General features: G+C 37.4%; 9 protein-coding genes. 1 reads left to right on the top strand and 8 read right to left on the bottom strand.

Translation table 11 applies throughout. The annotated features are described in order from the left end of the window. Window positions 1-17: 17 nt before the first annotated feature. The 6 genes from FLS47_RS07820 to FLS47_RS07795 are packed head-to-tail and all read right to left on the bottom strand — an operon-like array spanning window position 18 to window position 8,728. The gene (locus FLS47_RS07820; RefSeq protein WP_149913817.1) at window positions 18-1,958 is read right to left on the bottom strand and encodes a glycoside hydrolase family 97 protein; all 1,941 of its coding nucleotides are present in this window, start codon (window positions 1,956-1,958) and stop codon (window positions 18-20) included. Window positions 1,959-1,984: 26 nt separating this feature from the next. Next, window positions 1,985-3,127 carry an aldose epimerase family protein gene (locus FLS47_RS07815; RefSeq protein WP_149913816.1) on the bottom strand — a complete coding sequence of 381 codons (1,143 nt, stop codon included), beginning with the start codon at window positions 3,125-3,127 and terminating at the stop codon, window positions 1,985-1,987. A 26-nt stretch (window positions 3,128-3,153) separates the two neighbouring features. After that, window positions 3,154-4,851 (bottom strand): sodium:solute symporter family transporter, encoded by a 1,698-nt coding sequence (locus FLS47_RS07810; RefSeq protein WP_149913815.1) that lies wholly within the window; start codon window positions 4,849-4,851, stop codon window positions 3,154-3,156. Between the two features lie 18 nt (window positions 4,852-4,869). Then, complete coding sequence (gene araA, locus FLS47_RS07805) at window positions 4,870-6,369, bottom strand: L-arabinose isomerase (RefSeq protein WP_149913814.1); 1,500 nt, start codon at window positions 6,367-6,369, stop codon at window positions 4,870-4,872. A 27-nt stretch (window positions 6,370-6,396) separates the two neighbouring features. Further along, entirely contained in the window at window positions 6,397-7,089 is a 693-nt protein-coding gene (gene araD, locus FLS47_RS07800) for an L-ribulose-5-phosphate 4-epimerase AraD (RefSeq protein ID WP_149913813.1), read from the bottom strand. Next, a complete protein-coding gene (locus FLS47_RS07795) occupies window positions 7,079-8,728 on the bottom strand; it encodes a ribulokinase (RefSeq protein WP_149913812.1) in 1,650 nt (549 codons plus the stop codon). The genes araD and FLS47_RS07795 overlap by 11 nt, the downstream gene beginning before the upstream one ends. 132 nt (window positions 8,729-8,860) lie before the next feature. On the opposite strand from FLS47_RS07795, the gene FLS47_RS07790 reads away from it, so the two are divergent. Then, window positions 8,861-9,556 (top strand): NUDIX hydrolase, encoded by a 696-nt coding sequence (locus FLS47_RS07790; protein ID WP_149913811.1) that lies wholly within the window; start codon window positions 8,861-8,863, stop codon window positions 9,554-9,556. A 36-nt stretch (window positions 9,557-9,592) separates the two neighbouring features. Here the strand turns inward: FLS47_RS07790 and FLS47_RS07785 are convergent, their stop codons facing one another. Both FLS47_RS07785 and FLS47_RS07780 read right to left on the bottom strand, forming a co-directional pair. Beyond that, the gene (locus FLS47_RS07785) at window positions 9,593-11,353 is read right to left on the bottom strand and encodes a M14 family metallopeptidase (protein WP_149913810.1); all 1,761 of its coding nucleotides are present in this window, start codon (window positions 11,351-11,353) and stop codon (window positions 9,593-9,595) included. Between the two features lie 11 nt (window positions 11,354-11,364). After that, complete coding sequence (locus tag FLS47_RS07780; RefSeq protein WP_149913809.1) at window positions 11,365-12,972, bottom strand: M14 family metallopeptidase; 1,608 nt, start codon at window positions 12,970-12,972, stop codon at window positions 11,365-11,367. Window positions 12,973-13,010: the final 38 nt, after the last annotated feature.

Raw genomic sequence — 13,010 nt, 5'->3', positions numbered from 1 at the left:
AGATGTTTATAATTAGGCTATTGTATCATTAGCACAAAACCACCATTAGGTTGAAGTGGAATTGTTAATTTTTTATTTGATAGATTATCCTCTATAAGGAATGAATCCTGTTCCTTTCCATCCGCTATTTTCAATATTTTCTTTCCTGAAAACGGAGTCAAATCCAATTGAATATTTTTTGCTGTATTTTCCCCATTAATTCCTGCAACATACCATGTGTCTTTTGCTTTCCGTGCAATCACAACATCCTTTCCAGGATAGCCGCTAATAAATCTGCTATCTTCCCATTGATCAGGTAAATTTCTCAAAAGATTTTTAACGATTTCAGGCACAGCTTTCATTCCTTCAGGTGACTCTGCATAATGCTGTATTCCTGACAAAAACAAAATGCTAGTTGCCAATTCAAATGAAGCTGTTGTTCTTCTCTGTACTTGGCTATTAATTTTGGAAAGATTCATAGGTGTGAAATCCATTGGATCATACACATTACGTGTAAATGGCAATATGCTCGAAATTTCAGCTTGTCTGTCTGCATCCTCTTGCATGAAAGTAACCATTTCAAAGCCACGAACAGCTTCTACTGTCATCAAATGAGGATAAATCGAGGACCAACTACGTGGTAATGTCGCCCCATGAAAATTTACCAGCAACTCAAAGTCTGCCGCGTCTTCTAATATATCAATATAATATGCAATGACTGATTGTCCATCCCCACCAAAGAAGTCAATTTTTACGCCTTTGACACCCATGTCTTGAAGTCTTTTGAACTCTGCACGGCGTGATTCTCTTGTTAGCAGTTGATTTTTGGGAGTATACCCAACTGTATTCCAATCGCCAGCCGAATTATACCACAACAGTAAGTTTACATTTTTACTTTGTGCATATTTACTCAGCTCTGTCATTTTTTCATAACCAATCTTAGTATCCCAATTGACATCAATCAAGCAATACTGCCACTTCATGTCGGCAGCAAAATCGATATATTTCTTTTGCTCATCGTAAACGATGAAATCATCCTTCGTATTTATCCAACTCCAAGATGATTTACCTTGCTTTACCCAAGATGGAATGGTCGTATTTGGCTTCTGTACCACAGCATTTGCTATGTCAGAATCCACTATATTATTAAGGTCACCCACAGCGATTACTCGCCATGGCGATTCAAAATTATTTTCAATTTTGCTGTAGAGATTATTGTCTTTGATAGTCTCTCTCGGATCAGGCATCGCAATGCGATATTCTCCATTAGGCGATTCGAAATGCAATCTGCTGGCAGAATGATTACGTTCTAAACCAGATTCGGTAATTAACACCCAATTATTCTCAGATTCAAATAATGCAGGATATACCCACCCCGTCTTTGTACTTTCTGGCGTACCAACAGGAATTTCCTTTTGGTAATGTTCTTCGTAGGATGGATTTGTTTGTTCCCAACCTGTCTTGGCTATAGCCATAGGCTGTAACCAACCTTTAGCGGATGCTAAAAAATTAAAACTTGTTTTTTCTTCTACGATGTAATCTGTCTGGCTGGAATAATTTGGTAAAACATACCTAAACACTAATCCTTCATCTGATAATTGAAAACAGATCTGAATTGTTTTATTTTCAGCATTCTGCCATGTTAACACCTGCTCATTGGCTTTGTATGTATTATTCTTTCTTTTGCCCTGTATGGCAGTATATGATTTAGAAATTACTTTATTAGCCGATGCATTTTTATACGACAATAATTTATAAAAATCTTGTTGTGTCGTTCTCAATCCCAATTGAGAATTCTCCAATACAAGCTTTCCTTTACGCATAATTTTGTATTTGATCTCGCCTTCAGGAGTTGTCCATACAGAAACTTCAATATCCTTATTTGGACTTAAAATCTGAATAGGTTTACTGTTAGCGCGCGCACAAATTGGTTGCGAAACTATCAACAATAAAAGAACACAGCTAATAAAGTATTTCATAATCAAACTATAAATTATATGAAATGTTATCTAACTGAGAATCTATACTCCGTTTTGGAAGTATACTTTTCGCCAGGTCGAAGGGTTGTAGATGGAAAATTATCATGATTCGGCGCATCTGGAAAATGTTGTGTTTCCAAACATAATGCTGCACGGAATGGATACGCTTTTCCACCTTTGCCTTTAGGGTCCTCATCTGACATGAAATTTCCACTATAAAATTGCAATCCTGGCTCCGTAGTCAAAATCTTCATTTCAATGCCTGTATTTGGCGCATACAAACTTGCAACCTCAGCGAAGCCCTCTTTTTTATTTAATTCAAAATTGTGATCATATCCTTGGCCGTATTTAAGTTGATCTGTTGACCTATTGATGTCTTTGCCAATTAATTTTGGTTTTGTGAAATCAAAGGCAGTTCCCAAAATATTAATGCTTTTACCTGTTGGAATTAATGATTTATTCACCTCTGTGATTTTATTAGCATCAATCCAAAGCTCATGATCCAAGATAGTAGTATCACCTTCGCCATTCAAGTTGAAATAACCATGACTGGTTAAATTCAAAATAGTTTCTTTATCCGTCACACCAGAATAGTCTATTTCTAAACCTCCATTAGCGTTTACTTTATAAGTAACTTGCATAGTCACATTTCCTGGATAACCAGCTTCGCCATCTGGAGATAGATACTCTAGAGTAATGGATTCACCTGAATGGGACTTAACATCCCAAACTTTGTTGTATACACCATTTGTCCCCCCATGCAACGAGTTATCACCATCATTTTTTTCCAACTCATATTTCTGACCATTAATGGTAAAAGTCGCATTACCTATACGATTACCAAAACGACCAACAACTGCACCATAGAAATTATCAGTATTCTTAATAAATTCATCAGCAGTATCATATCCCAACAAGACATCCACCGGATTACCTGCTTTATCGTTAACGATAAGCGATACTATTCGTGCGCCAAAATTTGTCACACTTACCTTCACCTTATCATTCCCAATCACATATTGCAATACATCCTTATTATCGAAATTCGTATAAAAGACTGTACTATCAATTTTACCCTGCTCTGATGTTGCCTGATTAGTTTTGCCATTCTGACAAGAGCTTGCTAATAATATTCCTGCAAATAGGAAACTTAAATATTTTGATTTCATAAGATTGGTTTTTTATATAATTAAAATTACCAGAATTTCACATATAATGCACCAACAATCAATATTGTCAATACGATCATAATCATTACAGAAGGCTCAACTTTAAACATTTTTGAATCCAACTCTAATCCTTTTGGATTGTCTTTTGGTCCAAATAAACTTACTATTATCATGGCAATCATTGTAAACATAAATGCAAGTCCCATACAGATTTGGAATGGAATTTCGTATTCACCAAACTTATTAATGTAAGCTGTGTAAAGGAATGTTTCTGGACCAAACCATGCTGGCGCGAAGTTGTTAAACACGATTGATAATAAGAATCCTGTGATTAAACCTACAATAGCAGCTGTACCTGTTGTCCTTTTCCAGAACATACCCAACAAGAACATTGCAAATACACCTGGAGATATAAACCCTGTGTATTTCTGGATGAATGTAAATCCACCAGCTCCACCGATTCCTAATAAGTCATCCCAAGTAAAGAATACAGAAATAATGATGGAAACAATAATTGTGATTTTTCCAACATTAATAAGTCTTGTTTCTGAAGCTTCCTTATTGATATATTTATTGTAAATATCCATGGTAAAGATGGTAGCAATACTATTTGCTTTACCCGCTAAAGATGCGACAATCGCAGCAGTCAAAGCTGCTAGTGAAAGGCCTTTCATTCCATTAGGTAAGAAACCTAAAATAGCTGAATATGCATTGTCCGCTTGAAAATTACCACCTGGAGCCATTTCTTCCTGCAAAGCGCCGTTTTTGTATAATACATATGCTGCAATACCTGGCAACATAACGATAATAGGCATCAATAATTTTAAGAAACCAGCAAATAAAATACCTGTACGTGCAGTTTTTAAATCTGCACCCAAAGCGCGCTGTGTGATATATTGATTACATCCCCAATAGTTTAAGTTTACAATCCAAATACCGGCTAAATACATTCCAATACCCGGAAGCATCAAGTATTTATTAACTTCTTCTTGTGTGCTGTCTGCGGTAGGTTTATCGACTATCAGATTAAAATGCTTCGGAGAATCGACCATCAATTGCTTGAATCCAGCAATGAAATCTTTACCCATACCAAAATGCTCAGATACCAAGATAAGGGCAACATAGGTTGTAGCAAATCCACCTACGATCAACACCACTACTTGAATCACGTCCGTGTATCCAATTACTTTCATTCCACCCAGTGTAATGATGATAGAGAATACAGCGAGTGCAAGCATGATAATGTGAAAATAATCACCACCACCCAAATTGCTGATAGCTAATGCACCTAAATAAAGGATTGAAGTTAGGTTTACGAAAACGTATAAAAACAACCAAAATATCGCCATGATAAGACTGGTTGTTTCATTATAACGTTGCTTCAGAAATTGAGGCATCGTAAATATCTTATTCTTAAGATATACAGGAATAAACCATACTGCAACAATAATAAGGGCGATAGCGGCAATCCATTCGTAGGCAGCTACTGCGATACCTACTTCGAATCCATTACCACTCATCCCGATAAACTGCTCAGCAGAAATATTCGATGCGATAAGACTGGCTCCAATAGCCCACCACGTTAATGAGCCTTCAGCCAAAAAATAATCTTTACTACTTGCCGATTCTTTCTTTTGCTTCACGTATACCCAAAAGCCATATCCGGCGACTACGATGAAATAAATTAAAAAAATGACGTAGTCAATTGTTGCAAACTTTTCCATAGGTTTATTATTGCAGATTTAGTTGGTTAGTTTATAATACAATTCGCTATTTCTCAACTCTTTCTCAAATTGGTCAAGTTGGGTAGATTGGTCAATAACGATTAATTCTAATTTAGCGATTCGCGCGAAATCTTCCATATACTCTTTTGTAAGATTTTGGCTATAAACCGTATGGTGAGCACCTCCTGCATATATCCAAGCCGAACATCCTGTCTTCATATCTGGCTCTGGCTTCCAAAGTACACGTGCAACAGGCAATTTTGGTAATTCATTAGTCACGTCTAAACCCTGAACAGTATTTACGACCAAACGGAAACGATCGCCCATGTCGACCAATGAAGCATTGAATGCTGGTCCTCCTTTAGCATCAAATACCAGACGTGCTGGATCTGCTTTACCACCAATACCCAATGGATGAACCTCTAATTTTGGTTTGCTAGCCGCTAATGAAGCATCTACTTCTAACATATGCGACCCCAATACCATCGCATTTGCAGGATCAAAATGATAGGTATAATCTTCCATGAATGCATTCGCACCTTCGTATCCAGTTGCCATTACCTTACATGCACGCACCATAGCTGGAGTTTTCCAGTCACCTTCCCCAGCAAAAGCATAGCCATCAGCCATTAAGCGTTGTACTGCCAACCCTGGTAATTGCGGTAAACCATATAAATCCTCGAACGTATCGGTAAAACCTTTATAATTTCCTTTCTCTAAGAAAGAACGCAATCCTAATTCAATTTTTGCGGCATCATATACATTGGATCGAAATTTACCGCCTTCGAGTACATCTTCCGACATGATATATTCTTGCTCATACTCCTTCAATAAAGCTTGAACCGCATCATCAGAAATAGTATCAATTTCTTTTGCTAAATCCCCAATTCCATGTGTATTTACCGAAAATCCAAATTTTAATTCTGCTTCTACTTTATCACCTTCTGTCACTGCAACGTAGCGCATATTATCACCAAATCGTACAAACTTAGCGCCTTGCCAATCCGCCCAAGCGGCTGCAGCACGCGCCCATACGTTAATACGATCTATGACTTCTGGATCTTGCCAATGTCCTGTCACAACTTTACGCGCAAGACGCATTCTAGAAACTATAAAACCAAATTCGCGATCTCCATGTGCACTCTGATTAAGATTCATAAAATCCATATCAATTGAATCCCAAGGAATATCACGATTATATTGAGTATGTAAATGCAATAACGGTTTATTCAAAATTTGTAAACCACGAATCCACATTTTCGCAGGTGAAAACGTATGCATCCAAGTAATCAAACCAATACAATTTTGTGTATTATTTGCTTCTAATATTGTTTTATAAATTTCTTCTGTATTTCTTACGATAGGTTTAAATACGATACTTACAGGAATTCCTTCGTGCTGATCAAAATATGTTGCTATTTCTTTGGAATGATCTGCAGCTTGACGTAATGTTTCCTCTCCGTATAGATCTTGACTCCCTGTGATGAACCAAACTTCTAAAGTTTTTAATGATATCATGTTTTTATTTAGGTTTTTGATAGTTTATTATTGTCCGTAGTAAGCGTTATTCCCATGCTTACGTTCGTAATGTTTCTTAATCAAGGAAGCTTTAAGACGCTGAATTTTCGGATTAATTCCCTCTGACAAATAGGCTAATTCAGCAGCGTATTCTAATACAGCAGCATTATAAACAGCTTGTTGCCCATCTTTTCCCCATGTAAATGGAGCATGATTACCGACTAAAATCATTTGTATTTCTTCATGGTTTAGTCCAGCTTCTCTAAAATGATTGACGATCTGATACCCTGTTTGGTATTCGTAGTTGCCTTCAATCATTTCGTCTGCCATTGGCGGCGCACATGGAATATCCTTTGTTAAATGATCTGCATGTGTAGTACCATAAATTGGGATATTTCTATTTGCTTGTGCCCAAGCTGTACCATAGACAGAGTGTGTGTGAACGACAGCCCCCAATTCTGGCCATTCTTTATACAATACTGCATGGGTCTTCGTATCGGATGATGGGCGTAATTTACCTTCCACTACTTGTGCATCCAAGTCCACAATGACTATATCTTCTGCTTTTAAAATTTCATAAGGAACACCGCTTGGTTTGATCGCAAATACACCTTTCTCACGATCAAAAACACTGACATTCCCAAACGTAAACTTCACCAAACCTAATTTGGTTAAGTTCATGTTTGCTTCGTATGCTTCCTCTTTAATATTATTGTACATCGTATAAATTATTTTCTAAAACATTTCCTGCCGCTAAATACCTTTCATATCGCTCTTGGTAAATAGATACCACTTCTTTGTTTGGCACATACGTTTTTTCAAATCCATGTCCCATATTTTGCATAGCATCTTCTACATTTGAATACACATTGCCTACAACTGCAGCAAACATTGCTGCGCCTAAAGCACAAGTTTGATCTGACTTATGTACTTTAATCGGCATTTTCAAAATATCAGCCATCATCTGCATAATAAATGGAGATTTTTTTGGTATACCTCCCATCGCAATGACACCTTTTACAGGCACGCCTTGTTCGATAAAACATTCCGCGATTTTGCGCGCTCCAAAACATGTAGATTCTACAATGGCACGAAATACTAAAACTGTATCCGAAGCAAGATTAAGATCCAATAGAGAAGCTTTCAAATTTTGGTTGGCAAATGGCGTACGACGACCATTGAGCCAATCAACAGACAAAGGATGTTTTACATCCGGTTTGATTACAGCAGCTTGCTCACTTAATTTTGAAAGAAGAGTCGATTCTATCTCTTGCAGTTTCGACTCTTCTATTTCATAGATGTTTTGTAAGGGCCACATTAAGATGTTTTTAAACCAAGCATATGCATCCCCAAATGCAGATTGCCCAGCTTCTAATCCTACCATATTAGGTATTACGGAACCATTTACTTGTCCACAAATACCTTTTAAAGTAAAGTCTAATTTTTCTGGTGTCACTAAGATATCGCAAGTCGAAGTCCCTACTATTTTACTCAAATAATAAGGTTCAATTTCTCCTCCTACTGCACCCATATGACAGTCAAATGCACCAACACCAATTACCACATTTGTACTTAACCCTAATTTTTCTGCCCATTCAGCAGAAAGATTACCTACTGCTTGATCCGAAGTATAAGTTTGCGCACCCAATCGTTGTACCTGATCTTTTAATAATGGATCTAATGCAGTAAAAAATTCATTTGGCGGATAGCCATTAAACTCTTCTGCCCATAATCCTTTATGACCAGCAGCACAAACGCCTCTTTTCAGCAATGTAACGTCTTTACCGCCTACCAACTCAAATGGAATCCAATCGCAATGTTCCACCCAAGTATAAGCTGCACGTTGCACCTTTTGGTCTTCACGCAGCACATGTAATATTTTCGCCCAAAACCATTCTGATGAATATACTCCACCTACATACTTGAGGTAATCGGTTTTATAATTTTTAGCGTGTTGATTTATTTCACTTGCCTCTCGTATAGCGGTATGATCTTTCCAAAGCACAAACATTGCATTTGGATTGTCCGCAAACTCTTCCGTCAAGGCTAATGGTGTACCTTCTCTATTCACAGCAACAGGTGTAGAACCTGTCGTGTCCACTGAAATTCCTGCCACACGACTTGCAATCTCTTCACCTACAGCAGCCACACAGCCTGTAATAACTTGTGTTAATGTTTCTAAATAATCGAGTGGATGTTGTCTAAACTGATTGATGGACGGATTACTGTATAGTCCTTTTTTCCATCTGGGATAATAACTAACTCTAGACGCCAACTCTTTGCCATTAGTCGCATCTACTAAGATTGCACGAACGGAATCACTCCCGAAATCTACTCCTATAACACAAGGATTACTCATTTTTAACTTGATTTTTCAGTTTATAATTGTCATCAATAAGACAGCTGTCTTAATAATTAGTGTCAAATTAACACTTATTTTTGAAGTTTAAAATTTTTTTTTAATTTTTATAGAAATATTTATCTTAAACACATGACTTTAGACTTCTACAAAAAGAATAAAAAAATACTTCTAGCCGTCGATTGTATTATTTTCGGATTCAATAAAGAGGAATTAGAAATATTACTTATCCAGCGTGATTTTGAACCTGAAAAAGGAAAATGGAGCTTGATGGGCGGTTTCGTAGAAGAAAACGAGTCGCCCGGTGACGCAGCCCAACGTGTCTTAAAATCGCTGACCGGACTAGACCATATCTATATGGAACAATTTGGGGTGTTTGGTAATCCCAATCGCGAACCGATGGAGCATGTCGTGAGTTTGTGCTATTTTGCTTTAATAAATACAGAAATCCTTAGTACGGATTACAAAGCAAGATGGTTTAAGTTGGACAAGTGCCCGCCATTAATTTTTGATCATAATGAAATGGTGCAAGAAGCACACAATAAACTGAAGAAAAAAGCTGCTTTATATCCGATTCTTTTCGAACTTCTATCAGACAAATTCACTATTCCACAAATTACATTATTGTACGAAGCGGTCTATCAAAATCAATTAGATAAAAGAAACTTTACAAGGAAACTATTGGGATCAAAACTACTAATAAAATTAGATGAGAAGGACAAAGAAAATTCTAAGAAAGGAGCGTACTATTATAAGGTTGATAAATCTGTGTATAAAGAAAAGATTATTACCTTCCTAAATTTCTTACCAGGTTGGTATGAAGAATAACAAAAAATCGGGCTACAGATGCAGCCCGATTTTTTGTTAGCTTTTCACCTCTTTTTCTATCACACCTCCTTTTTCACTATCTACAGTGATTTTCGCTTTATTCGGATTTCCTTTTACAATCCATTTGACTTTGACTTCGGACATCCCATCTATAGCAGGGACTTCTATTCGTTCGGGTTTGAATTTTTGGTCTTCTGTGACATTAAAATCATTGTTGATAATACGCATGCCTGCAATTACCTCCACACCACTTATACTGATATAGTTAGGTCTATTGATTTTATTGCGCACATCATGATCTGAATGGGTCGGAATAATACGACTATTCCACACAGAAGCTTTGACTTCATAAAGATTATTCCCCAAAGATTTAACTTCTATATCATTAAATTCCAACTTAGGTGTATGATATCCATGATAAATGGTAAATGCAGCATTGCGATGCGCATCTTCTAGCAATAAGAAACCTGGATGATTGCGGGTGTAATTTTTCTTCGCACCTCCAATTTCTATTTTGCCAAATTGTGGGTGATCAAATTCTTTCCAAGGCACATAAGCGTCACCAAACAAAAGTAATTTATCAAATTCATAATATTCTGAATTTTGACGGTTAGAAACCTCATCCTTGTTATTAAACAATTTGAATGTTGTCATCAACTCATTTGAGAATGTATAAATACCTCTACCTAAAGCAAAAAAGTCTATTTCTCCACCAAAAACAGTGTACAAGTCTTTATGAATCACAATATAATTGTAACCAGGCAGCATTTTCTCACCAGTTTTTCCCAACGCATCATAGACCTGCACATCCTTACGTGAGTAGAATCGTTCGTCCTCTGCTGCACCGGGACCGCGTAAGATCATTCCACCATAATTGTGATAGGATTGCGCTCCCGCAATATTAGTATGCTTAAAAAAGAAATTCTTCACCGCCATCGTTTCTGGCAATGTACCTGGGTAATATAAAGCCCCATTCTGCACATAGTTCGGTTGCCAATTCCAGCCCCAATCGCGGTTAGGGTCATACGTACCCGTTATATCTTCGTTGACCATCCCATCTCCATCATTATCTATGCCTTCAAAACCCAACATTTCATATTCGCCCACTTCTCCTGCTTTTGCCAACACCATGCGATTCGGATTATCGGGATCTACTTTATAACGTCCCGTTTTTGATTTGCGACGCATCATGACGATGTGACCATCACCATCCAAATCATCATACAAATCTTCGGCAACAAGACCATCTCCATCATTATCAAAAGGACGACGACCAGTACGTGAGGAATGCATCGTATTTGGTTCATAAATAAAATAATCGCGCGAATCTGGATTAATTGTCGGCGCGATATAAAACACTTTATCACGAAGCAATTCTTTTATAAAAGGAACTTGATGGTAATTCTCTGCAAGATACCAAGCCGTATACATCGCTATTTCAGACCCTTGCAATTCATTCGCATGAATATTACCATCAATCCAAAGCCCCGGCTTGCGATCCTTTATCCCCTCTTTTAAAGCAGAAATCGTTAATACATATATATCACGACCTTCAAACGATTTACCAATAGATTCGTATTTCACCAAATCAGGATACGCCTTTTGCAAATCTTTACAGAATTGCTCGATTTGCTTATTGTCGTGATAACGATTCCAATTCATCGGCACTTTAGGATTTGCAGGCGAACCAACCGCGCGAAGTCCTGGCACATCTATTTCTGGAGATTTATTCTGTGCAGAAGCATAATGACCTACTAGGCTAAAACACAGAGATAGAATAATATATTTTAATTTCATTGGGCAACACCTTAAAGTTTTACTTCGATTAATTCTTCGCCAGACGTTGGACATCCTGCTTGTATTTTCACTGTACCTTTACCTTTTATCAACCATGTAAATGTTTGAGCGCCTCCGACAGGTAGTGATGGATAAAGTTGCAGTCGCTTTCCACTCAAAAATTGTTGACCATTTTGTAAATCACAAACAGTCTTAAACCTAGACACAAAACGAATACGATCTCCTATTTCTGGATAGGTAGGCATATCACCTACATTCATCACAGACAATTCAACTCTGAAAACATCATTTCCTAAAGAAGTGACCTTTGGAGCAGCGAATGTTAACTTAGCCATATTCTCCAAAAGCTTCACAACAAAACTTGTATGTGCTTTAACGGATGACTCCAGAAGCTCTACAGGAGGATTGTTGCGAAAAATATCGACCACACCTCCAACTTCGACTTGCTGATTCGGGAAATCTGGATGATTAACTTTTGTCCACGGAAGTATAGCTCCTTGTACATTATATTGATTTACCCATTTATAAAAGGTTTCGTTGGCATCTGTAGATTTGATTACATTTTTCGCCGAATCTGTAACAGATGGCCACCACATTGGTGTTGCAAAACTAAATTTTCCCAAATGATAATATGCCGTATTAGAAAAATTACCTGGGCTATTCGCAAATTTAGTCGCTTCGCCCAATGACTTTGTTTCTTCCTTATATATAGATGATATGTATTTAGAAACTTCGACATCATTTGAACTCCAAGATTTCACAATACGTTCATACGCTTGGCGCGCATCAAATTTTTCAGGTTCAGATAAATTATTTGACAAACCTATATGTAGCACACTTGCTATTTGTGGGTTTGCAAATATAAAATCCACTAAAGCCCTCGTCTCTGGCTCTGATGCCGCGTAATCACCACCTTCAGGTAAAAATGCTTGATAATTGAACGTGAAATTGCGATCTATATTCACGCCGCCTTCTCCATCTTCGCCATATCGACCATCAAAGTCTTGATCTGCACCTTCTGGAAATAAATTATATTTTCCTTTCTCCGCTTTGGATTTATCTGCAGCTGCGAGAACATTAGAATATTCTTTATGAACTACAAAATTCCCGATTGGAGATTCCACGCGCATCTGCGCAATTACACCATCGCCATTCAAATCCTTAGCTGGGTCTTCATCAATACGACCGTCTCTATCATTATCCACTTTACGACTGTTCCCCGAATACCAATTGGATGTTTCAGAATTTCGCTTGTACGCATCTGGATTTACTAATGGCACAATCCAGACAGATTTATCCTTCAATAAGGTTTGTAAGGAATCTTTTGGTAAAGCCAAAAGGTTTCTAGATAATTGCAAAGTTCCTACCGTTCCTGCTGGATGCTTGCCATCTATTCCTGCCACAACTAATAAGGTAGGACGGGGCTTTTCATCCAACTGTAACTTGATGACCGCGATATTTTCATTCCCATAACTTTTCCCAATCACAGTTTGCGAAACCAAACCTTTGGTTTGAAATGACTTAACTGTAGACTGAATGTCAGTGTAAGAAGGATATTTCAATTGACTGAATCCAATAATCGGACAGAGCAACAGGAATCCAAAGATGGTTCTCTTCATAAATAAAGGCTAATGTTGTAGATGAATAATTTAACAAA

The sequence above is a fragment of the Sphingobacterium cavernae genome (genome assembly GCF_008520265.1).
GTDB lineage: Bacteria > Bacteroidota > Bacteroidia > Sphingobacteriales > Sphingobacteriaceae > Sphingobacterium > Sphingobacterium cavernae.
This window is presented reverse-complemented; position numbering and strand designations above follow the sequence as displayed.

Coding starts and splice junctions, on each gene's coding strand:
- araD (WP_149913813.1), bottom strand. CDS start 7,089: ATGTACAATAATATTAAAGAGGAAGCATACGAAGCAAACATGAACTTA.
- FLS47_RS07820 (WP_149913817.1), bottom strand. CDS start 1,958: ATGAAATACTTTATTAGCTGTGTTCTTTTATTGTTGATAGTTTCGCAA.
- araA (WP_149913814.1), bottom strand. CDS start 6,369: ATGATATCATTAAAAACTTTAGAAGTTTGGTTCATCACAGGGAGTCAA.
- FLS47_RS07815 (WP_149913816.1), bottom strand. CDS start 3,127: ATGAAATCAAAATATTTAAGTTTCCTATTTGCAGGAATATTATTAGCA.
- FLS47_RS07790 (WP_149913811.1), top strand. CDS start 8,861: ATGACTTTAGACTTCTACAAAAAGAATAAAAAAATACTTCTAGCCGTC.
- FLS47_RS07785 (WP_149913810.1), bottom strand. CDS start 11,353: ATGAAATTAAAATATATTATTCTATCTCTGTGTTTTAGCCTAGTAGGT.
- FLS47_RS07795 (WP_149913812.1), bottom strand. CDS start 8,728: ATGAGTAATCCTTGTGTTATAGGAGTAGATTTCGGGAGTGATTCCGTT.
- FLS47_RS07780 (WP_149913809.1), bottom strand. CDS start 12,972: ATGAAGAGAACCATCTTTGGATTCCTGTTGCTCTGTCCGATTATTGGA.
- FLS47_RS07810 (WP_149913815.1), bottom strand. CDS start 4,851: ATGGAAAAGTTTGCAACAATTGACTACGTCATTTTTTTAATTTATTTC.